The sequence below is a fragment of the Luteimonas sp. TWI596 genome (assembly GCF_039674105.1).
In the GTDB taxonomy this organism is placed as follows: Bacteria; Pseudomonadota; Gammaproteobacteria; order Xanthomonadales; family Xanthomonadaceae; genus Luteimonas.
Genome location: NZ_JBDJMU010000010.1, coordinates 91,021 through 112,843 on the forward strand (window position 1 = coordinate 91,021; position 21,823 = coordinate 112,843).

At 71.2% G+C, this 21,823-nt stretch carries 20 protein-coding genes; 12 read left to right on the plus strand and 8 right to left on the minus strand.

All coding sequences use genetic code 11. The annotated features are described in order from the left end of the window. Positions 1-74 precede the first annotated feature (74 nt). The 5 genes from ABE487_RS09660 (at position 75) to pdeM (ending at position 9,667) form a co-directional block, all read left to right on the plus strand. Positions 75-3,626 carry an ATP-binding protein gene (locus tag ABE487_RS09660; protein WP_346451189.1) on the plus strand — a complete coding sequence of 1,184 codons (3,552 nt, stop codon included), beginning with the start codon at positions 75-77 and terminating at the stop codon, positions 3,624-3,626. A gap of 80 nt (positions 3,627-3,706) precedes the next feature. After that, positions 3,707-4,711, plus strand: a complete 1,005-nt coding sequence (locus ABE487_RS09665; RefSeq protein ID WP_346445115.1) for a ligase-associated DNA damage response exonuclease — start codon at positions 3,707-3,709, stop codon at positions 4,709-4,711. A 25-nt stretch (positions 4,712-4,736) separates the two neighbouring features. Next, positions 4,737-6,443, plus strand: a complete 1,707-nt coding sequence (locus ABE487_RS09670; protein ID WP_346445105.1) for an ATP-dependent DNA ligase — start codon at positions 4,737-4,739, stop codon at positions 6,441-6,443. A gap of 61 nt (positions 6,444-6,504) precedes the next feature. Next, complete coding sequence (locus tag ABE487_RS09675) at positions 6,505-9,003, plus strand: ligase-associated DNA damage response DEXH box helicase (protein ID WP_346446217.1); 2,499 nt, start codon at positions 6,505-6,507, stop codon at positions 9,001-9,003. Further along, the gene (gene pdeM, locus ABE487_RS09680) at positions 8,996-9,667 is read left to right on the plus strand and encodes a ligase-associated DNA damage response endonuclease PdeM (protein ID WP_346451190.1); all 672 of its coding nucleotides are present in this window, start codon (positions 8,996-8,998) and stop codon (positions 9,665-9,667) included. The genes ABE487_RS09675 and pdeM overlap by 8 nt, the downstream gene beginning before the upstream one ends. 3 nt (positions 9,668-9,670) lie before the next feature. On the opposite strand, the gene hemE is transcribed toward pdeM, so the two are convergent. The 5 genes from hemE to ABE487_RS09705 form a co-directional block, all read right to left on the minus strand. Continuing rightward, positions 9,671-10,744 carry a uroporphyrinogen decarboxylase gene (gene hemE / locus ABE487_RS09685; RefSeq protein ID WP_346451192.1) on the minus strand — a complete coding sequence of 358 codons (1,074 nt, stop codon included), beginning with the start codon at positions 10,742-10,744 and terminating at the stop codon, positions 9,671-9,673. Positions 10,745-10,788: 44 nt separating this feature from the next. Further along, the gene (locus tag ABE487_RS09690; RefSeq protein ID WP_346446871.1) at positions 10,789-11,049 is read right to left on the minus strand and encodes a WGR domain-containing protein; all 261 of its coding nucleotides are present in this window, start codon (positions 11,047-11,049) and stop codon (positions 10,789-10,791) included. A gap of 68 nt (positions 11,050-11,117) precedes the next feature. Continuing rightward, entirely contained in the window at positions 11,118-12,212 is a 1,095-nt protein-coding gene (aroB, locus tag ABE487_RS09695; protein ID WP_346451193.1) for a 3-dehydroquinate synthase, read from the minus strand. A gap of 89 nt (positions 12,213-12,301) precedes the next feature. Then, positions 12,302-12,862 carry a shikimate kinase gene (locus ABE487_RS09700; RefSeq protein ID WP_346451195.1) on the minus strand — a complete coding sequence of 187 codons (561 nt, stop codon included), beginning with the start codon at positions 12,860-12,862 and terminating at the stop codon, positions 12,302-12,304. Positions 12,863-12,930: 68 nt separating this feature from the next. After that, on the minus strand, positions 12,931-13,740 hold the full coding sequence (locus tag ABE487_RS09705; protein ID WP_346451196.1) for a kinase: 810 nt from the start codon (positions 13,738-13,740) through the stop codon (positions 12,931-12,933). A 59-nt stretch (positions 13,741-13,799) separates the two neighbouring features. Here ABE487_RS09705 and pdxH point away from each other — a divergent pair, with 59 nt between their 5' ends. Both pdxH and ABE487_RS09715 read left to right on the plus strand, forming a co-directional pair. Next, complete coding sequence (gene pdxH, locus ABE487_RS09710) at positions 13,800-14,438, plus strand: pyridoxamine 5'-phosphate oxidase (protein WP_346451221.1); 639 nt, start codon at positions 13,800-13,802, stop codon at positions 14,436-14,438. 117 nt (positions 14,439-14,555) lie between these two features. Then, positions 14,556-15,173, plus strand: a complete 618-nt coding sequence (locus ABE487_RS09715) for an NAD(P)-dependent oxidoreductase (protein ID WP_346446867.1) — start codon at positions 14,556-14,558, stop codon at positions 15,171-15,173. Positions 15,174-15,228: 55 nt separating this feature from the next. Here ABE487_RS09715 and ABE487_RS09720 read toward each other — a convergent pair whose 3' ends face one another. Together ABE487_RS09720 and proC are read right to left on the minus strand one after the other, a co-directional pair. Beyond that, positions 15,229-15,702, minus strand: a complete 474-nt coding sequence (locus tag ABE487_RS09720) for a DUF4426 domain-containing protein (RefSeq protein ID WP_346451198.1) — start codon at positions 15,700-15,702, stop codon at positions 15,229-15,231. Next, positions 15,695-16,537, minus strand: a complete 843-nt coding sequence (gene proC, locus ABE487_RS09725; RefSeq protein WP_346451200.1) for a pyrroline-5-carboxylate reductase — start codon at positions 16,535-16,537, stop codon at positions 15,695-15,697. Before proC ends, ABE487_RS09720 begins: the two co-directional genes overlap by 8 nt. A gap of 170 nt (positions 16,538-16,707) precedes the next feature. Here proC and ABE487_RS09730 point away from each other — a divergent pair, with 170 nt between their 5' ends. From ABE487_RS09730 to ABE487_RS09745, 4 genes are all read left to right on the plus strand, one after another. Next, positions 16,708-17,745 (plus strand): type IV pilus twitching motility protein PilT, encoded by a 1,038-nt coding sequence (locus ABE487_RS09730; protein ID WP_337244275.1) that lies wholly within the window; start codon positions 16,708-16,710, stop codon positions 17,743-17,745. Positions 17,746-17,851: 106 nt separating this feature from the next. After that, positions 17,852-18,982 (plus strand): PilT/PilU family type 4a pilus ATPase, encoded by a 1,131-nt coding sequence (locus ABE487_RS09735; protein ID WP_346451201.1) that lies wholly within the window; start codon positions 17,852-17,854, stop codon positions 18,980-18,982. 108 nt (positions 18,983-19,090) lie between these two features. Continuing rightward, positions 19,091-19,870: a M48 family metallopeptidase gene (locus ABE487_RS09740; protein ID WP_346451203.1), complete on the plus strand. Its 780-nt coding sequence runs from the start codon at positions 19,091-19,093 to the stop codon at positions 19,868-19,870. Between the two features lie 135 nt (positions 19,871-20,005). After that, positions 20,006-20,632, plus strand: coding sequence for a superoxide dismutase (locus ABE487_RS09745; protein WP_183427425.1), 627 nt, complete (start codon positions 20,006-20,008; stop codon positions 20,630-20,632). A 76-nt stretch (positions 20,633-20,708) separates the two neighbouring features. Here ABE487_RS09745 and ABE487_RS09750 read toward each other — a convergent pair whose 3' ends face one another. Then, positions 20,709-21,248 (minus strand): DNA-3-methyladenine glycosylase I, encoded by a 540-nt coding sequence (locus ABE487_RS09750; protein ID WP_346451204.1) that lies wholly within the window; start codon positions 21,246-21,248, stop codon positions 20,709-20,711. Between the two features lie 100 nt (positions 21,249-21,348). Between ABE487_RS09750 and ABE487_RS09755 the strand changes: the two genes are divergently transcribed. Continuing rightward, positions 21,349-21,804 (plus strand): peptidylprolyl isomerase, encoded by a 456-nt coding sequence (locus tag ABE487_RS09755; protein WP_346445184.1) that lies wholly within the window; start codon positions 21,349-21,351, stop codon positions 21,802-21,804. Positions 21,805-21,823: the final 19 nt, after the last annotated feature.

The following is a 21,823-nucleotide window of genomic DNA, read 5'->3' on the forward strand; positions in this document are numbered from 1 at the left end:
GCTTGCATCCGGGACGATGCGTTGCGAGCATCGCGCGTTGCGGGCAAGGCCGCGGGGAAAGGGATGTCGGGCCCATGTGGAAGCGTGTCGCCGCTCTGGCGCTGATCTGGACGTTCGCCTGCGGTGTCCTGGCCGCGACGCCGGAGATGCCGCGCCTGCGGGTGCTCGGCGTCGCCGACGGCCTGCCCACGTCAGACGTCACCGGCATCGCCCAGGACAGCGACGGCTTCGTCTGGATCGCCACCGCAGATGGCCTGGCCCGCTACGACGGCGCCGGGTTCGTGGTCTGGCAGCATGATCCCGAAGCGGCGGACGCCTTCCCCGGCAACAATCTGCAGGCGCTGCACGTCGACCACGAGGACCGCGTCTGGGTGGCCGCCCAGGAAGGCGGCGTGGCGGTGATGGATCGCGACCGCTCGGCGGGCTTTCGACCCTATCGGATCGACGCCCATCCCGAAGCGCGGCTCGGCGATGTCTGGGATTTCGCCAGCCGCCCGGGCGAGATCTGGATGGGCCTGGGCACCGATGGTGTCTACGGCCTGCGCGCCGACGGCAGCTTCGTGCATCTGCGTCATGATCCCGGCGACCCGCGCACGCTGCCCAGCGACAACGTCGTCAGTCTGTCATTCGACAGCGACGGCATGCTGTGGATCGCGACGATGGCGGGCCTGGCCCGTTACGACGGTCGCCGCGTCTGGCGCGAGCCGCTGCCGGGCGGCGACATGCCGCTGACGGTCACCGACGTCCAGGCGATGGGCGACGAAGTCTGGGCCTCGAGCGCGCGCGGGCTGTTTGTGCGCACGCGCGATGGTCAGTGGCACTGGCGTCCGTGGTCGGGCATGTTCGCCCGCCCCAACAGCGTGCTGTCGATGCTTGCCGATCCGCGCGGCGGCTACTGGCTGGGCACGCGTCGCGGCCTGTGGCGGTTGTCGGAGGATGGGATCCCGACCCCGGTGCCGGTCGGCAGGGACGCCTCGCGGCCGTTTCCGGCGCGGGCGATGTTCCTGCAGCCCGACGGCGCGCTGTGGGCATCGGCGCCGGGCGAGGGCGTCGGCTTCCTGCGCTCGGACTGGCGGCACGTCGCCGAACTGGTACGCGGAGAGCGCGGCCTGCAGGGCCACGGGTACGCGACGATCGCGCCGGCCAACGACGGTGGGCTGTGGCTGGGATCGGAAACCGGCGTCGTGGAGCACGTCGACCAGGCGCTGCAGGTCTCCCGGCTCGACGGCACAGCACGCGCGCGCCTGGCCAACCAGCGCATCCTCGGCATGGCCGAGACGCGCAGCGGCGTGTTGTGGATCGGGCATGTCGGCGGGCTGTTCCGGCACGGACCCGACGGCACGCTGAGCGAGTGGGAGGGCGAGCCGGGCACCTCGGTCGCGCACGGCGTGGGCTACAACATCGTGCGCGCCGCCCCCGATGGCACGTTGTGGACCGGCAGCATGGGCGGCTACGGGGTCGAGCACCGCGACGGCGACACCGGCCGCATGCTGTGGCAGGCCGGCGACGATCCGCTGGTCCATGAGGGCGTCTACGGCTTCGACGTCGCGCCCGACAACACCGCCTGGGCGGCGTCCGTTCCGGGACTGGGCTACTTCGACCCGCAGGCCGGTCGGTTCGTGATCGTCAGCGGCGAGCAGCCGTACTACGCGGTCGCGGTGCAGGGCGAGGACACCGTCTGGGCGGCCGGGCGCGACGGCCTGGAGCGCTGGCAGCGCGCGGGCGGGAGCTGGGCGAGGCAGGAGCGGATCGGCACGCGCGAGGGGCTGCCGTCGGTGATGCCGATGGGGCTGGCGGTCGACGTGCGCGGACGGGTCTGGGTCTCCACCCGGCGCGGGCTCTACCGTTGGGATCCGCAGGCCCGGCGCATGCGCCGCTACGGCAGCGAGCACGGCCTGTCGTCGCAAGAGATGCTGTTCCGCTCGATCGCGGTCAGCAGCAGCGGCCTGCTCGCGGCCGGCACCGCGGTCGACTCGGTGGCCATCATCAACACCGCCTCGGAGGAGACCGGTCGGGTGAACGAGCCGAAGCTGCGCGTCCTGGGTCTGGACGTGCGCCGCGACGGGCTGTGGCAACCGCTGGATGGCACCAACCCCGAACTGTTCCCCGACGACCGCGAACTGCGCGTTTCGGCCCGGCTGCTGTCCTACGACGACCCGGGGTCGAACCACTACTGGACCTGGCTCCAGGGGCTGGACACTGGCTGGATCGACCAGGGCGCAAACGGCGACCGGGTGTTCTCGAGCCTGCGGCCCGGCAACTACGTGCTGCGCATCCGCGCCAGCGACGCCTATGGCAACGCCGCGCCGATGCAGGAACTGCGGTTCCGGGTGTTGCCGCCGTGGTGGCAGACCTGGTGGGCGCTTACCTTGTTGATCTGCGCGATGGGAGTGTTCGCACTGTGGGGCGCATCGATCTATCGCCGGCGTGTGCGGCGGCGCGCGGAACTGCAACTGGCCGGACGCCAGCGCGAACTCGCCGAGCAGGCGTCGCTGGCCAAGAGCCGGTTTCTGGCCACGCTCGGCCACGAGGTTCGCACGCCGATGACCGGTGTGCTGGGCATGAGCGAGTTGTTGCTCGACACGCCGCTCGATGCCCGGCAGCGCGGCTACACCGAATCCATCCGCCGCGCCGGCGACCACCTGATGCGCCTGGTCAACGATGCGCTGGATCTGGCGCGGATCGAAGCGGGCAAGCTCGAACTCGATCCACAGCCATTCGAGCTGCGCGCGCTGATCGAGGACATCGTCTCGCTCTCCGCGCCGATGGCCCGGCACAAGGCGCTGGGCTTTGAGGTCGTCTTCGACGATGGCGTGCCGGCCTGGGTGCACGGCGATGCGGTGCGTGTGCGGCAGATCCTGCTGAACCTGATCGGCAATGCGATCAAGTTCACCGACGATGGGCGGGTGGGGCTGCGAATCGCGCGTCCGCCCGAGGGCCTGCGCTTCCAGATCAGCGATACCGGGCCGGGACTCAGCCCCGAGCAATGCCAGCGGCTGTTCCGGCGCTTCGAGCAGGCCGACGGTGCGCGGACCGCGGCGCGCTACGGCGGCAGCGGCCTGGGGCTGGCGATCAGCCAGGAGCTGTCGCTGGCGATGGGCGGCCGGATCGATGTCGAGAGCACCCTCGGCGAAGGCACCCGGTTCACGGTCGTGCTGCCGCTGGCCGAGGTCGCCACGCCGCCGCGGCGCACGCGCTTCGAAGGCCACGAGCGCATCACTGCGGCGGTCGGGCTGGTGGTCCTGCTGGTCGAGGACGACCAGACCGTGGCCGACGTGATCCGGGGCCTGCTCGAGGCGCAGGGCCACCGGGTCGCGCATGCGATGCACGGGCTCGCCGCGCTGACCGAAGTGCGGACCCAGGTGTTCGACATCGCGCTGCTCGACCTGGACCTGCCCGGCATCGACGGCCTGACGCTGGCCGGCATGCTGCGTGCCCAGGGCTTCGACCGCCCGCTGGTCGCGGTGACCGCGCGCGCCGATGCCGAGGCCGAGCCGGCGGCGCGTGCGGCCGGTTTCGACGGCTTTTTGCGCAAGCCGCTGACCGGCGAGATGCTGGCCGACGCCCTGGCCCAGAGTTGGCGGCCGATCCACGAAGGCGGCGGCCTGGACGACCTCGAGGACTGAGCGGCGGCTTGGCATCGCCTGCACGGCGGCGTCGCCAGACTGCCGCCATGGCCGCTTCCCGTCCGCCGTCCACCGCCCGCATGCCGAAAGCGCGGCGCGACGACCTCATCCAGTTGCGCCCCGAGGGCCTGTACTGCCCGGCCGGCGATTTCCATATCGATCCGTGGCGTCCGGTGCCGCGGGCGGTGATCACCCATGGCCACGGCGACCATGCGCGCACTGGCATGGGCGCCTACCACACCGCGCGCGCCGGGCTGCCAATCCTGGAGTGGCGCCTGGGCGAGCAGATCTACGTCGCGCACGACTACGGCGCGCCGTTCCAGATGGGCGCGGCGATGGTCTCGCTGCATCCGGCCGGCCACGTGCTGGGCTCGGCCCAGGTGCGGGTGGAGGTCGATGGCGAGGTGTGGGTCGCCTCGGGCGACTACAAGCGCCAGCACGACCCGACCTGCGCACCGTTCGAGATCGTGCGCTGCGACACCTTCATCACCGAGGCCACGTTCGGCCTGCCGGTGTACCGCTGGCCCGACACCGCGGAGGTTGCCGGTGAGATCGAGGCCTGGCGCGCGCAATGCGAGACGCGGGGCGAAGCGGCGGTGCTGTTCTGCTATGCGCTGGGCAAGGCGCAACGCGTGCTGGCCGAACTGGCCGCGCACACCGATCGGCCGGCGCTGCTGCACGGTGCGGTCGCGGCCGGCGTCGAAGTCTACAGGCGCGCCGGCATCGCGATGCTCGACACGCTGCCGGTCGCCGAGACCGACCGGGGCGCGGACCTCGCTGGCCGGTTGATCATCGCGCCGCCATCGGCGGCTGGCAGCGCGTGGATGCGCCGGTTCCGGCGCGCGCAGCAGGGCTTCGCATCGGGTTGGATGCGCATCCGCGGCAACCGGCGCCGCCGCAACTACGATCGCGGCTTCGTGGTGTCCGATCACGCCGACTGGCCCGATCTGATGCGGACCGTGCGCGAGACCGGCGCCGCGCGGGTGATCGCGACCCACGGCAACACCGATGCGATCATCCGCGCGCTGCGCGAAGACGGCATCGCGGCCGAAGCCTTCCGCACCGATTTCGGGGACGAAGAATGAGCGTCGGGCGCAGGAGGGCGGGCGTATGAGGCGTTTCGCCCGTCTGTACCGGGAGCTCGACCGCAGCACCGCCACGCTCGACAAGCGCGCGGCACTGGTCGACTACTTCCGCGACACGCCACCGCACGACGCGGCCTGGGCGTTGTTTCTGCTGGCCGGCGGCAAGGTGGCCGGGGCGGGCCGGCGCATCGCCAACACCCGCGAATTGCGCGAGTGGATCGGCCAGGTCGCAGGGCTGCCCGATTGGCTGGTCGACGACAGCTACGACCAGGTCGGCGACCTGGCCGAGACGTTGGCGCTGCTGCTCGATGACCCCACGGCGCCGGCCGAGGACGTGTCGTTGGCAGACTGGATCGAACGGCGGCTGATTCCGGTCGCCAATCGCGATCTCGAAGTCCGGCGCACGCTGGTGGTCGAGGCCTGGGCCTCGCTGGCCTTCGATGAGCGACTGGTGTTCAACAAATTGCTGACCGGTGCGCTGCGCGTGGGCGTCTCGCAGCGACTGGTGCAGCAGGCGCTGGCGGAGATGAGCGGGTTGGACATCGCGCGCATCGCCCAGCGCATGCTCGGCAGCTGGACGCCAAGCGCGCAGTTCCTGCGTGACCTGCTTTCGCCCGACGAACTGCCCGGCGATCGGCGCCAGCCGTATCCGTTCTTCCTCGCCTCGCCGCTGGAGCAGGCGCTGCGTCCCGACGCGGCGGGCGAGGACGCGGGCACCGATGTCGAGGCGGCTCCCGATACGGATGCTGCGGCACCGGCGCTGGCGAACGATCCCGATGCGGTCGCGCGCGCACTCGGTCCGATCGACGACTGGCTGCTGGAATGGAAGTGGGATGGCATCCGCCTGCAGCTGATCCGCCGCGGCGCGGACATCGCGCTGTGGTCGCGCGGCGAGGAACGCCTCGACGGGCGCTTCCCCGAGATCGAGGCGGCGGCACTGACGCTGCCGCGCGATTGCGTTTTCGACGGCGAACTCCTCGCCTGGCGGCCGGGCGAACCCGCGCCGATGCCATTCACCGCGCTGCAGACCCGCATCCAGCGCCGCAAGCCCGGGCCCAAGACGCTGGCCGACACGCCGGTCCGCGTGCAGGTCTACGATCTGCTTGAACTCGACGGCGAGGACTGGCGCGACCGGCCGCAGGCCGAGCGTCGGGCGATGCTCGAGGCCCTGGTCGCCGCGCACGACGATCCGCGCATCGTGATCTCGCCGCGCGTGGACGCCGCCGACTGGGCGCAGGCCGCCGCGCTGCGCGCCGATGCCCGCGCGCGCGGCGTCGAGGGCTTGATGCTCAAGCGCGCCGACGCCCGCTACCAGGCCGGCCGGCGTCGCGGCGACTGGTGGAAGTGGAAGATCGACCCGCTGACCATCGACGCGGTGCTGATCTACGCACAGGCCGGCCACGGCCGGCGCAGCACGCTCTACACCGACTACACCTTCGCGCTGTGGGACGGCGACGCGCTGGTGCCGGTCGCCAAGGCCTACTCGGGGCTGGACGACCGCGAAATCCTCGCGCTCGACAAGTGGATCCGCGCCCATACCCTGGAGCGCTTCGGCCCGGTGCGTTCGGTCACCGCGCACCACGTCTTCGAGCTCGGCTTCGAGGCGGTCAACCGTTCGAGCCGGCACAAATCCGGCATCGCCGTGCGCTTTCCGCGCATCCTGCGCTGGCGCCGCGACAAGCCGATCGCCGAGGCCGATCGGCTCGAGACCTTGCGGGCGCTCGCGCGGTGACGGCGTCGTCCGGCGATCGCGCTCGGGCTTGGCGCCTGTGGCTGCGTCGTGGTGCGGGCCAATGACGCGGCTGCGCGGCCCCGATGCGCCGCTGCGCGCCTGGTTCGCCGCCCAGGGTTGGCGTCCGGCGCCGTTCCAGCGTGAGGTCTGGCGCCGGTATCTCGCTGGCGAGTCGGGCCTGTTGCAGACCCCGACCGGCAGCGGCAAGACGCTGGCGGCTTTCGGCGGGCCGTTGCTCGAAGCGCTGGCCGCGCGTCGGCGCGCGTCCGGCCGAGCACCGGCGGCCCCGGTGAAGCGCCCTGCGCGCGGTGGCAAGGACGCGGCGCGCAGGCTGCAGGTGCTGTGGATCACGCCGCTGCGCGCGCTTGCCGTCGACACCGTGCGCGCGTTGCGCGCGCCGATCGAGGCGGTCGGCCTGGACTGGACGGTCGCCATGCGCACTGGAGACGCCAGCGCGCGCGACCGTCGGCTGGCGCGCAGCGGCCAGGCCGAGGTGCTGGTGACCACCCCCGAATCGCTGTCGCTGCTGCTGTCCTATGCCGACACCGCGCCGCTGCTGGCGTCCGTGCGCTGCGTGATCGTCGACGAATGGCACGAACTGCTCGGCAACAAGCGCGGCGTGCTGCTGCAGCTGGCGCTGGCGCGGCTGCGTCGGCTCGAACCGGCGCTGCGCATCTGGGGCGTGTCGGCGACGCTCGGCAATCTGGAGCAGGCGCGCGATGCGTTGCTGCCGCATTGTCCGCAGGCCCAGGTGGTCGCGGGCGTGGCGCCCAAGCGTTTCACGCTCGACACGCTGCTGCCCGGCGAAGACGAGCGCTTTCCGTGGGCCGGCCATCTGGGCCTGGCGCAGCTGCCGCGCGTGCTCGAGCGCTTGATGGCCGAGCGCACCAGCCTGCTGTTCGCCAACACCCGATCGCAGGCCGAACTGTGGCACCGCGCGCTGTCGGCGGTATGGCCGGAGGCGCCCGAGACACTGGCGCTGCATCACGGCTCGCTCGACCCGAAGCTGCGGGCGGCCGCCGAGCAGGGCCTGCGCGCCGGCAGCGTGCGCTGCGTGGTCGCCACCTCCAGCCTCGATCTGGGCGTCGACTTTCCCGCCGTCGACCAGGTGCTGCAGATCGGCAGCCCGAAAGGCGTGTCGCGGTTGCTGCAGCGTGCCGGGCGTGCGCGCCACCGCCCGGGCGAGGCCGGCCACGTGGTCTGTGTGCCCACGCATGCACTGGAGCTAGTCGAGTACGCCGCCGCCCGCGCCGCCGTTGCCGCGGGCACCATCGAATCGCGTCCGCCGCCGGTGCTCAGCCTCGATGTGCTGGCCCAGCATTGCGTGACGCTGGCACTGGGGGGCGGCTTCGAGGCCGATGCACTTTACGAGGAGGTCCGCAGGACCCATGCATTTCGCACGCTCGACCCGCTGGCCTGGCGCGCGGTGCTCGATTTCATCGTCCAGGGCGGCGCGGCGCTGGCGCATTACCCCGACTTCCGCCGCGTGGTGCGCGGCGAGGACGGGGTCTATCGGGTCGAGGACCGGCGCATCGCGCTGCGCCATCGGCTGTCGATCGGCACGATCGCCAGCGACGGCGCGGTGCGTGTGAAGCTGCTGCGCGGTGGTGGACTGGGCTCGGTCGAGGAAAGTTTCGTCGGTCGGTTGCGACCGCACGACCGGTTCCAGTTCGCCGGCCGCACGCTGGAGCTGGTGCGGCTGGAGGACATGACCGCGTACGTGCGCGTGGCCAAGGCGGGCAGCGGCACGGTGCCCAAGTGGCAGGGCGGACGGATGTCGTTGTCGGGCACGCTGGCGCACGAGGTCGAGCGTCTGTTCGCCGGCCCGCGCGATGCGCCGGAGTTGCGCGCGATCGGTCGGCTGCTGGACCTGCAGCAGCGGCTGTCGGCGCTGCCGGCGCCGGGCCGCCTGCTGGTGGAATGGATCCGCGCGCGCGGTGCGCGGCACCTGTTCGTGTTCCCGTTTGCCGGGCGTCAGGTGCATGAGGGCCTGGCCGCGCTGCTGGCGCTGCGCTGGGGGCGCCTGCACGCCAACAGCTTCTCGTTCGCCGCCAACGATTACGGGTTGGTGCTCTCGCCGGCGCAGGAGGTCGAGTTGGACGCGCTCGATGTCGAGACGATGCTCTCGCCCGAGGCGCTGATCGACGACCTGCGCGAAAGCCTGAATCTGGCCGAGCTCGCCCGCCGCCAGTTCCGCGACATCGCCCGCGTCGCCGGTCTGCTGCCGCCGTCGCTGCCCGGACGCGCGCCGCGCTCGATGCGCCAACTGCAGGCCTCCAGCGGCCTGCTGTTCGACGTGCTGCGCCGGCACGACCCCGATCACATGCTGCTGGCGCTGGCCGAGCGCGAGGTGTTTGCCGCGCAACTGGACGTGGTGCATCTGCGCACCACGCTCGAGGACTGCAGTGCCCGCAGGCTCGACCTGCACCCGCTGCGGACGTTCACCCCGCTGTCGTTCCCGCTATGGGCCGAGTCGATGCGCGGCCAGCTCAGCACCGAGGACTGGCGCACACGCGTGCAGCGCGCCGCCGCACAACTGGAGCGGCGCAACCGTGGCTGACGGCACTCTGGAGATCGAGATCGGCGGCGAACCGCTGCGGCTGTTCGCCGAGCGTGCGCTGCTGTGGCCGCGGCGGCGCACGCTGGTCGTGGCCGACGTGCATCTGGGCAAGGCGCAGCACTTTCGCGAGGCCGGCATCGCGCTGCCGCGGGGCGGGACCGAGCACGACCTCGAACGGCTCGACAGGCTGATCGAAGCCAGCGGCGCGACGCGACTGCTGGTGCTCGGCGACCTGCTGCACGCGGGTGCGCGCGACGCGCCATGGCGCGCAGCCTGGCAGGCCTGGCGCGCCGGCCATCCCGCGCTGTCGGTCGACCTGGTCGGCGGCAATCACGATCGCGCCTTGCGCGCCGCGCCCGAGCTGGCGCGCACGCTCGGCCTGCGCCTGCACGGCGCGCTGTTGCACGAGCCGCCGTTCGCGTTCGTGCATGACGTCGACGACGCGGTTGCGGCCGATGTCGCGGGCTACCGCCTCGGCGGACACCTGCATCCGGTGGTGCGTCTGCCGGGCCTGCCCCGCTTGCCGGCCTTCGTATTCGCGCACGATGCCGGCCTGCTGCCGGCGTTCACCGCGTTTGCCGGCGGCCTGCCGATCGCACCATCGCCGGGCCTGCGTCTTTATCCCTGCGCGCCGGGGGCGGTGGTGGCGCTGCCGGTGGGTTGACCGTCAGCGCGCGCTGTAGGCGTGCACCTCGTCGACGAGCACCGCGACGTGGTCGGGGTTCATGTCCGGCGACATGCCGTGGCCGAGGTTGAACACGTGGCCGTCGCGCGAGCCCTGGTTGCCGGCGGCGTAGCTGTCGAGCGCTCGCCGCACTTCGCTGCGGATCGCATCGGGCGCGCCGTACAGCGTCGCCGGGTCGAGGTTGCCCTGCAGGGCGACGCGGCCGCCGGTGCGGCGCGCGGCATCGCCGAGCTCGATCAGCCAGTCCACGCCGACACCGTCGGCGCCGGTCTGTGCGAGGTCTTCGAGGTAGGCGGCGGTGCCCTTGCCGAACAGGATCAGCGGTGCGCGGTCGGCGCCGTCGCCGCGCTCGAGCTCCTTGGCGATGCGTGCCAGGTACGGCAGCGAGAACTCGCGGTACATCGCCGGGCTCAGCACGCCGCCCCAGGTGTCGAACACCTGCAGCGCCTGCGCACCGGCGGCGCGTTGTGCGGCCAGGTAGGCGATCACCGCGTCGGTGTTGACCGACAGCAGCGCGTGCAGCGCCTGCGGGTCGTTGAGCGCCATCGCCTTGATGCGCGCGAAGTCCTTGCTGCCACCGCCCTCGACCATGTAGCAGGCCAGCGTCCACGGGCTGCCCGAGAAGCCGATCAGCGGCACCGCACCGTCGAGCTCACGACGGATCAGCCGCACCGCGTCCATCACATAGCGCAGCTCGGTCTCCATGTCCGGCACACCGAGCCGGGCGATCGCCGCGGCGTCGCGCACCGGGTGGCGGAACTTGGGGCCTTCGCCTTCGACGAAGTACAGCTCCAGGCCCATCGCATCGGGGATGGTCAGGATGTCGGAGAACAGGATCGCCGCGTCGAGCGGGAAGCGGCGCAACGGCTGCAGCGTGACTTCGCAGGCGATGTCCGGCTGCTTGGCCATGCCCAGGAAGCTGCCGGCCTGGCGACGGGTCTCGCGGTACTCGGGCAGGTAGCGCCCGGCCTGGCGCATCAGCCAGACCGGCGTGCGGTCCACGGGCTCGCGGCGCAGTGCGCGCAGGAAGCGGTCGTTCTTCAGGGGTGCGGACAAGGCGTTCTTCCTTACTCGGTGCGTCGGCGTGCGCCGCGCGGGCATCAGGGGGCGGGCGGCACCGTCGTTGCGTGTGTGCCGACCAGATGGAAACCGCGCCGCAGCTGGGTGTCGCGCGCACGTTGGAGTGCGCTCAGCGCACTGGGCTCGTCGGCGTACTGCTGGCTGCGCAACTGGCTGCGACCGCCGATCTGCCCCGACTCGCGCACCAGCGTCCAGCCGCCGAGCAGGTCGGGCTGCAGCATCAGCTGGACGAAACGCGCGGCCTCGTGGCCCTGGGCCGGTTGTTGCAGCAGCAGTCGCATGGGCGGCATTGTACGGGGCGCAGGCAAGGCGCGGGCCGCGTTGCGGGGAACGCGTTGTCGCAACGGCGTCAGCCGGTGCGCAGCACGCCGATCACTGCGCTTTCGGGCACGTCGGCCAGCACCTGCGCGCGGCCGGCGCCGGACCAGACGATGAAACGCAGGCCGCCGGCCTGGGCCTTCTTGTCGAGCCGCATGTGCGCCAGCAGCCGTTCGGGATCGAGGCCTGCCGGCAGCGCGACCGGCAGGTCCAGGCGGGACAGCAACGCGGAAAGGCGTGCGGTGTCGTCGGCCGGCGCCAGGCCCAGCGCTTCGGACAGGCGCGCGGCGAGCACCATGCCGACCGCGACCGCCTCGCCGTGGTTGAGTCCGTCGTAGCCCTGCTCGGTCTCGATCGCGTGGCCGAAGGTGTGGCCAAGGTTGAGCAGCGCGCGTTCGCCGTGCTCGAAGGGATCGCGCGCGACGATCGCGGCCTTGTGCGCGCAACTGCGCGCGACCGCCTCGCTCAGCACGGCCTCGTCCATGGCCAGCAGCGCTGGTGCTTGGGCATCGAGCCAGTCGAGAAAGGGCGCATCGGCGATCGCGCCGTACTTGACCACTTCGGCCAGGCCGGCGCGCAACTCGCGCGCAGGCAGGGTGTGCAGCGCCCCGGTATCGGCAATCACCGCGCGCGGCGGATGGAAGGCGCCGACCAGATTCTTGCCTTGCGGCAGGTCGACCGCGGTCTTGCCGCCGACCGACGAATCGACCATGGCCAGCAGCGTGGTCGGCAGTTGCACGCAGTCGATGCCGCGCATCCAGCACGCCGCGGCGAAGCCGGCCAGGTCGCCGATCACGCCGCCGCCCAGGGCGAACAGGGTCGCATCGCGGCGCAACCGCGCCTGCGCCATCGCGTCGATGACCTGGGTGAAATGGGCCAGGGTCTTGGCCGACTCGCCGGCCGGCAAGACATGGCGATGCACGCGCAGGTCCGGGCGGGCGGCCTGCAGCGCGGCGGCGACCCGGTCGGCGTAGAGCGGGGCGACGTGGCGATCACTGACCAGCATCGCCTCGCCGCCGCGCACGTGACGGGCGAGCAGCGCGCCGTCGTCGAGCAGCGCAGGGCCGATGTGGATGGTGTAGGGGCGTTCGCCGGCGACGGCGACTTCACGAAGCGATGGGGGCATGGGGGATGACTCGGTTGCGCGTGGGGCCTGGCCCGTGGCATCGACGTGGCGCACGCCAGGCGGGGGACGTGGGGATGGCGCGGCGGCGCTCATGCGGCCGGCCGATCCGGTGTCGGGGATGTGGCGGGTCGCCAGTGGGTCTCGACCAGATGGCCGAGCGCGACCGCGGCTTCCGCGCAGCCGTAGACGCCGGTATCGAAGCGCAGATGGGCCGCCTGCGCATACAGCGGTGCGCGCACTTGTGCCAGCCGATGCAGCACGTCGCTGCGATCGTCACCGGCGATCAGCGGCCGTGCCCGGTCGCGGGCCAGGCGGGCGAGCTGGGTGTCGACATCGGCGTGCATATGGACCACGAAGCCGCGCGCGCGCATGCACCGCCGGTTCTCGGCGTCGAGGACCGCGCCGCCGCCGGTCGCGACGATCTGGCGCGTGCCCTCGAGCACCGCGGCCAGCGTCGCCTGTTCGCGCGCGCGGAAGCCCGCTTCGCCCTCGCAGTCGAAGATCGTGGCGATCGTCGCGCCGGTGCGGACCTCGACCTCGTGGTCGACGTCGACGAACGCCAGCCCGAAGCGGGCCGCCAGACGGCGGCCGATTGACGACTTGCCGGCACCCATCGGACCGACGAGCACGAGATTGGGGGCGGAATGCATGGCCGAATCCTAGCAGCGGTGCGCCTCGCATCGGTGCCGGTCGCACGTCGTTGCGGGCGCGGGGCCGATCAGTCGGGCGGGCATACGCGCCGCTGCGCGTCCAGAGCGATCACGACATCGGCCGCGTCCGGCAACGTGCGCAGCAGGCGCCGGCTGACGCGCTCGTAGTGCTGCACGAAGCGTTCGACCTGGGCGCGGTCCATGCCGGCCCGGTCGGGCGTCGCGCGGCGCAGCGCCTGTTCCTGCTGCCAGCGCCAGCTCGGTACCACCTCGAAGCCGGGCGGTTGCAGGAACAGCAGCCGGTCCATGCGCTGCCACAGCGCGGGGTAGTCGCGGGCGAGCGCGGTATTGCACCAGCGGCGCCACGTGCCGTCGGGATCTTCGTCGCGCTCCAGCGCGTTGATCGGCGTGGCGAGCGCGTCCGCAGGTTCAGGCGTCGCGCCCAGGCACCAGCCCTCGAATACGGTCAATGCGACCGGTCCGGCGCTCGCCCCGTCGGCCGGCGGCCGACGGTCGTCGCAGCCCTTGTCGAAGCGTGGCAGCCGGGCGATGCCGCCGGCGCGCAGCGTGTCGAGCAGCGCGCAGCCCAGTGCGACCGCATGCGTGCCTGGCGGGCCACGGGTGGCGAGCAGCGGATGCACGGTGCGGGCCAGGGTCTGCCGGGCATCACGATCGAGATAGAGGTCGTCGAGCGAGAGCACCGCGATCGCGAGGCCGCGTGCCCGACCGGCGGCGGCGAGTTGGGCGGCCAGCGTCGACTTGCCCGTGCCTTGCAGGCCGCTGATGCCGAGCACGCGCGTGTCGTGCCGCAGGGCATCGTCGAGCACGCGCGCGACGAGCGCGTCGGGCCATTGCGTGGGCGAGGGCGGGGTGACCATCGCGGCACGATACCCGAGCGTCGCGCTCGCCAGTGACGAGATGCAAACCGGCGTTCGACATCGCGGCGCGTCGGCGCGATGATCGGCACATGACCACGCCCTGCGCCGCCCTGCTGACCGAAGCCCTGTCCACGTTTTCCGTGCTGTTCGACGAGGCCGCCGCGGCCGGCGAGCCCGACCGCACCGCGATGACCGTCGCCACCGCCGCCCTCGACGGGCGCCCGTCGGCGCGCGTCGTGCTGCTCAAAGCCTGGGACGAACGTGGTTTCGTGTTCTACACCCATCTCGACGGCCGCAAGGGCCGCGAGCTGCAGGACAACCCGCAGGCGGCGTTGCTGTTCCATTGGCCGCGCGTGCGCCACGGCGTGCAGGTCCGCATCGAGGGGCCGGTGGTGATCGTCGGCGACGAGGAGGCCGACGCCTACTTCGCGTCGCGGCCGCGCGGCAGCCAGCTCGGGGCCTGGGCTTCGCGGCAGTCTGAAGAACTCGACGATCGCGCGACCTTCGAGCAGCGGCTCGACGATGTGGCCCGCGAGTTCGAGGGGCGCGAGGTGCCGCGCCCGCCGCGCTGGTCGGGCCTGCGTGTCCGTCCCGACCGCATGGAGTTCTGGTACGGCGCCGATTATCGCCTGCACGAGCGCTGGCTCTATGAGTGCGACGCCGCTGGCAATTGCCGCAAGCGGATGCTCTATCCCTAGAGCGCTCGCCGGCCCGACGCGGCCGGTGCGGGAACGGAACGCTGCTTTGCGCTGCCGGTGGCCCACCGCGGCGGCCTGCGCACTAGCATGCAGGCCCCCCGCTTCGAGAATCCCTCCATGCAACGCATCGCCATTATCGGCGTGACCGGTCGGGTCGGGGCGCGCCTGGCGCGCGAACTGCTCGCGCGTGGCCACCGGGTGACCGGCATCGCCCGCAACACCGCCGATGTTCCCCCGCAGGCGGGGCTGAGCCTGCAGTCGGCCGATGCCTCGCGCAGCGCGTCGCTCGCGCCGGTGCTGGCCGGGCACGATGTCGTGGTCAGCGCCGCCCGCTTCGATGGGGGGCCGAGTGCGCAGGTCGTCGTCGACGCGGTCCGCGCGGCCGGTGTGCCGCGGCTGCTGGTCGTCGGCGGCGCGGGCAGCCTGGAGGTCGCGCCGGGCGTCGCCTTGATCGACACCCCGGAGTTTCCCGAGGCCTATCGCGCCGAGGCCGCTGCCGGCCGTGCGTTCCTGCAGGCCTTGCGTGACGTCGCCGACCTCGACTGGACCTTCGTCTCACCGGCGGCCGTGTTCGAGCCCGGCGAGCGCACGGGCGTTTTCCGGGTTGGCGGCGACAGCCTGCCGGTCGATGCCCAGGGCCGCAGCGCGATCTCGATGGAGGATTACGCCATCGCGTTCGCCGACGAGATCGAGCGTCCGGCGCATCCGCGCCAGCGCATCAGCGTCGGCTACTGAGGCAGCTGCACGGCGTCGCGGGCGTGCCGCGGCGCCTGGAGGCCCTTGCGCGTGGTCAGCGCGGGATCTCGCGGTTGAAACGCAGCACGGTGCGGGCGCCGTCGACGCCCGCGACCTCGAGCGCCAGCCGCAGGGTGTCGGGGCCGAACGCCCGGGCCGTGGCGACATGTTCGACCTGTCCATCGACGGTCACCGGTGCGAACGCCAGCGACTGACGCACACCGCGCAGGTCGCGCGCATGGCCGGTCACCGTCACCGGCGGCGCGGCATCGCCGTCGCGCACACTGACCAGCACGAGCACGCGGTCATCGCCGCGGTCGATGCCGTACTGGCGCGCGGCGGCCTCCGAAATGCGCGCAGTCGGCACGACGCTGGCCTCGATCTCGGCCGTGCCGAGCATGGCGCGTTCGGGCATCGCGAGGGTGTTGCCGCCGCTGCTGGTGCCTGGCGATGGCGTCGACGGCTCGGCGCCACAGGCGGCGAGCGCCAGCGCCAGCATGGCCACGAGCGGTCGCCCGCGTTCAGTCATTGGCGGCCGACAGTTCGGCGCCGCGCCGCGCCGCGCTGGCGATCGCCTCGGCCACCAATGCGCGCAGCCCGCCGGCCTCGAAGGCCTCGATTGCCGCCTGGGTGGTGCCGCCGGGCGAGGTCACCCGCTGGCGCAGCGCGGCGGGCGCCTCGTCGCTCTCGGTGAGCATGCGCGCCGCGCCGAGCACCGTCTGCAGCACGAGTGTGCGCGCATCGGCCGGCGGCAGGCCCTGGGCGACGGCTGCCGCTTCCATGGCTTCGGCGAGCAGAAAGACGTAGGCCGGGCCGCTGCCCGAGACCGCGGTGACCGCGTCCATGCGCGCTTCGTCCTCGATCCACACCGTGGGTCCGGCGCTGCGCAGCAAGGCATCGGCGCGCTGGCGCCCGGTCGGATCGACCTGTGCGTTGGCGAACAGGCCGGTCACGCCGGCGCCGAGCAGGGCAGGGGTGTTGGGCATCGTGCGCACGACCGCGACCCCGCCGCCGAGCCAGCGCTCGAGCTGTGCGGCGGTGATGCCCGCCGCGATCGACAGCACCAGCGGACGCGCTTCGGCGGCCCGCGGCGCGAGCGCCTCGCAGACCTCGCGCAACACCTGCGGCTTGGTCGCCAGCACCCAGGTCCCGGCGCCGGCGACCGCTTCGGCGGCGGTCTCGAACGTCAGGATGCCGAAGTCGCGGGCGAGCGCCTCGCGGGTACCGGCGTTCGGGTCGGCGACGCGGATCGTGCGCGGGTCGGCATCGCGCGCGAGCAGCCCGCCAATCAGGCTGCGCGCCATGTTGCCGCCGCCCACGAAGGCGGTCGCGGTGTCGGTGTCGGAGACGGAGGCTGGAGGCATGAGAAGTCCGGAAAATGGCAGGAAGGGCGCCGTCCCGGATGCCGTGCCGCGCAGTCCGGCGACGCGGCCGCATCGGGGCTGCGACGGCGGGGTCTATACTGCCGCCGGACACCGGGCGGCGCCAGCCGCCGCTGGCCTGCGCCGTCGCCGGACCACCAACGAGGAACCCCATGGACATCGCCGAACTGCTGGCGTTCTCGGTCAAGAACAAGGCCTCCGACCTGCACCTGTCAGCCGGCCTGCCGCCGATGATCCGCGTCGACGGCGACGTGCGGCGCATCAACATTCCCGCGCTCGACCACAAGCAGGTGCACGCGCTGATCTACGACATCATGTCGGACAAGCAGCGGCGCGACTACGAAGAGTTCCTCGAGGTCGACTTCTCGTTCGAAATCCCGGGCCTGGCGCGCTTCCGCGTCAACGCGTTCAACCAGAACCGCGGCGCTGGTGCGGTGTTCCGCACGATTCCGTCCGAGGTGCTGACCCTCGACGACCTCAACTGCCCGCCGATCTTCCGCCAGCTCATCGACCAGCCGCAGGGCCTGATCCTGGTGACCGGGCCGACCGGCTCGGGCAAGTCGACCACGCTGGCGGCGATGCTCGACCACATCAACAAGAACGAATACGCGCACATCCTGTCGGTCGAGGATCCGATCGAGTTCGTGCACACCTCGCACAAGTGCCTGGTCAACCAGCGCGAAGTCCACCGCGATACCCACGGCTTCAACGAGGCGCTGCGCTCGGCGCTGCGCGAGGACCCCGACTACATCCTGGTCGGCGAGTTGCGCGACCTGGAGACGATCCGCCTGGCACTGACCGCCGCCGAGACCGGCCACCTGGTGTTCGGCACCCTGCACACCAGCTCGGCGGCCAAGACCATCGACCGGATCATCGATGTCTTCCCGGCCGGCGAAAAAGCGATGGTGCGCTCGATGCTGTCGGAAAGCTTGCGCGCGGTGATCTCCCAGGCGCTGCTCAAAAAGGTCGGCGGCGGCCGCACTGCGGCCTGGGAGATCATGGTCGGCATTCCGGCGATCCGGAACCTGATCCGCGAGGACAAGGTCGCGCAGATGTACTCGGCGATCCAGACCGGCCAGCAGTCGGGCATGATGACCCTCGACCAGCATCTCCAGGACCTGGTCAGGCGTGGCGTCGTCGCACGCGCCCAGGCCAAGGAACATGCGAAGGACAAGCGACTTTTCGAGTGAGCCCGTGATTTGGGGGTCGGTGAACAGTGGTCCGTGACGGCGACGCGCGGCGGCTCGTTCCAATCACGAATTGCCCATGATCGATCACGGCGCCGCAGGAGCACTGATGAGCAGCCTCGACTTCACTTCGTTCCTCAAGCTGATGGCCCACCAGCGGGCCTCGGATCTGTTCATCACCGCCGGCCTGCCGCCGTCGATGAAGGTGCACGGCAAGATCTCGCCGATCACGCAGACACCGCTCACGCCGCAGCAGGCGCGCGACATGGTGCTCAATGTGATGACGCCGCCGCAGCGCGAGGAGTTCGAGCGCACGCACGAATGCAACTTCGCGATCGGGGTTTCCGGCGTGGGGCGGTTCCGCATCTCGTGCTTCTACCAGCGCAACCAGGTCGGCATGGTGCTGCGGCGCATCGAGACGCACATCCCGACGATCGAGGAACTGAACCTGCCGGCGGTGGTCAAGACGCTGGCGATGACCAAGCGCGGCATCGTGATCATGGTCGGCGGCACCGGTGCCGGCAAGTCGACATCGCTGGCGGCGATGATCGGCTACCGCAATCAGAACTCGACCGGCCACATCATCACGATCGAGGATCCGATCGAGTTCGTGCATCGGCACGCCGGCTGCATCATCACCCAGCGCGAGGTCGGCATCGACACCGACAGCTGGGAGGCCGCGCTCAAGAACACCCTGCGCCAGGCGCCGGACGTGATCATGATCGGCGAGGTGCGCACGCGCGAGGGCATGAACCACGCGATCGCGTTCGCCGAGACCGGCCACTTGGTGCTGTGCACGCTGCACGCCAACAACGCCAACCAGGCGATGGACCGGGTCATCAATTTCTTCCCCGAGGACCGGCGCAGTCAGTTGCTGATGGACCTGTCGCTCAACCTCAAGGGCGTCATCGCCCAGCAGCTGATCCCCACGCCCGACGGCAAGGGCCGGCGCGCGGCGATGGAAATCCTGCTCGGAACCCCGCTGGTGCAGGACTACATCCGCGAAGGCGAGATTCCCAAGCTCAAGGAGATCATGAAAGAGTCGACCAACCTGGGCATGAAGACCTTCGACCAGTCGTTGTTCGAGCTCTACCAGGCCGGCGAGATCTCCTACGAGGACGCGCTGCGCTACGCCGATTCGGCCAACGAGGTGCGCCTGCGCATCAAGCTGGCGCAGGGGGGCGATGCGCGCACGCTGGCCCAGGGCCTGGACGGGGTGGAAGTCGCCGAGGTCCGCTGAGAGCGGGGAGCCGGACGCTTGATCGGCGAGGCGCGTGCGGCTGAAAATCCGCGCGCGGCGACGGGCCCGGTGCGCGTCGCCGATCCGATCCCATTACAAGGAAGCACCATGCACCACTTCGTTCCTCGCTGCGTCCTGGCTGTCTCGCTGCTGGCCGCAGCGGTCTCGGCCGCGCACGCGCAGAGCGCGCTCGACCGGCTCAAGGGGTTGGGCGGCGGCCGGGCCCAGACCGCCCTGGATGTCGGTAGCGACGTCGTCAAAGGGCTGACGCTCAGCGATGCCGACATCGCCACCCTCGGCGCCGAGGCCGCGCTCGCCTACGATGCCGAGAATCTCGTCGCGCCCGCCAGCGATCCCTACGCGCAGCGGCTGGCGCGTCTGGTCTCCGGCTGGGAGAACGATGCCGGCCTGAATCTCAACTTCAAGGTCTACCGCACGCCCGAGATCAACGCCTTCGCCTTGCCCGACGGCTCGGTCCGGGTGTTCAGCGGCCTGATGGACGCGATGGACGACGACGAACTGCGCTTCGTCATGAGGCACGAGATCGGCCACGTCAAGCACGGCCACAGCAAGGCCCGGTTCCGCACCGCCTATCTCGCCCAGGCGGCGCGCAAGGGCGTGGCGAGTACCGGCAACGCAGCCGGCCGCCTGGCGGCGTCCGAACTGGGCGGCGTGGTCGAAGACGTGGTCAAGGCGCAGCATTCGCAGTCCAACGAGCTCGAGTCCGACGGCTACGGCCTGGGGCTGTTGCAGCGCGGCGGCTTCAATCCGCAGGCGGCCGTGACCGCATTGCAGAAGCTCGACGACGGCGGCCCCAAGGCCGGCATGCTGTCCAGCCATCCCGATCCGGCGCGGCGCGCACAGCGCATCCAGGCGCAGTTGCGCTGAGGGCGCGGGGCACGCGTCGCGAAACGCTGCGTTGTTCCGATTTGGCACCGGCTATGCGTATCGTAGCCGGGCCTTGTCGCCAGTTTGACCTCCGTCGGAGGACAATGGCGCATTCATCTAAGAGGAGTCCCGCTGATGGCCTACACCCTTCCCGAACTTGGCTACGCCTACGACGCGCTCGAGCCGCACATCGACGCCAAGACGATGGAGATCCATCACACCAAGCACCACCAGACCTACATCAACAACGCCAACGCCGCGCTCGAAGGCACCGAGTGGGCGGATCGCCCGGTCGAGGAACTGGTGGCCAACCTCGACAAGCTGCCCGAGGACAAGCGCGGTCCGCTGCGCAACAACGCGGGCGGCCATGCCAACCACTCGCTGTTCTGGACGGTGATGTCGCCCAAGGGCGGCGGCGCGCCGGTCGGCGATGTGGCCAAGCACATCGACAGCGACCTGGGCGGTTTCGATGCGTTCAAGGAGGCCTTCACCAAGGCCGCCATCAGTCGCTTCGGCAGCGGCTGGGCCTGGCTGTCGGTCGACAAGGCCGGCACGCTGAAGGTCGAGAGCAGCGCCAACCAGGACAATCCGCTGATGCAGGGCATTGGCTCGGGCAACACCCCGATCCTGGGTCTGGACGTCTGGGAACACGCTTACTACCTCAAGTATCAGAACCGTCGCCCGGACTACATCGCCGCGTTCTACAACGTCGTCGACTGGAACGAGGTCGAGCGCCGCTACCAGGCCGCGGTCAAGGGCTGAGCCTGCGCCCACGCCTGTGGCAACCGTTCCGGCCGCGCAAGCGGCCGGAATGCGTTCGGGGTGCCGGATCCGGCGGTCAGCGCGCGGTCCGGCGCGCGAGCGTCCGTGCGACCGGGCAGTCGGCGCGGTGCGCGCCGGGCAGATAGCCCAGGCTCATCAGGAACTCGCCGGTGATCTCCCCGCCGGTGAACCGGAATGTGCGCTTGAACAGCTTCACCCACGATGCCTTGTCGCGCGGCCGGCCGTCTTCGTTGGCGTGCGCGTCCAGCCACGCGGCGAAGCCGCCATGACTTGCACGCAGGCCCTGTACGACCTGGGCGTTGTGGACCGCCGCGTCGATCTTGAGCCGGTTGCGGATGATCGCCGGGTCGGCCAGCAGGCGCGCGCGGTCGGCCTCGCCGTAGCCGGCGACAGTATCGACATCGAAGCCGTCGTAGGCGGCACGAAAGCCCGCGCGCTTGCGCAGCACTGTCTCCCAGCTCAGCCCGGCCTGGTTGATCTCCAGCAGCAGGCGCTCGAACAGCACCGCTTCCTCGCGCTGCGGAAAGCCGTACTCGGTGTCGTGGTAGGGCCCGTGCAGTGGATGGCCGGGCGCGATGTCGCAGTAGCCGCTCATGCGCGCAGCATAGGCAGGCCCGGCGCCGGGCGCCAGACACCGGCTTGCGCCCTTCACGGGGGCCGCGCGACCATGCGCCATCGCCCAGCAGGAACTGCCGATGGAAATCGCACACCGTCGTGTCGCCACGGTCCACTTCACGCTGTCGGACACCTCCGGCGCGCAGATCGCCACGACCCGCGGCCATGATCCGCTGGTCTACATGCACGGCAGCGGCGCGATCATCCGTGGGCTGGAAGAGGCGCTCGAGGGGCACAGCGCGGGGGACACGTTCACCGTCGAGATCCCGCCCGAAGCCGGCTTCGGGCCGCGCCACGACGGCTTGGTGCAGCGCCTGCCGCGCAGCGTGTTCACCGGCAGCGCCGTGCCGGCGGTCGGCGAGAAGCTGCGTGCGCAGACCGAGAAGGGCCCGCTGGACGTCACCGTCACCGCGCTCGATGCCGACAGCATCACGGTAGACGGCAACAATCCGCTGGCCGGGCGCACGCTGCGCGCCGAGGTCGAGGTGGTCGGCGTGCGGGTGGCGACGCCGCAGGAGATCCAGTTCGGGCTGTGACGGCGCGGCGTCACAGCCC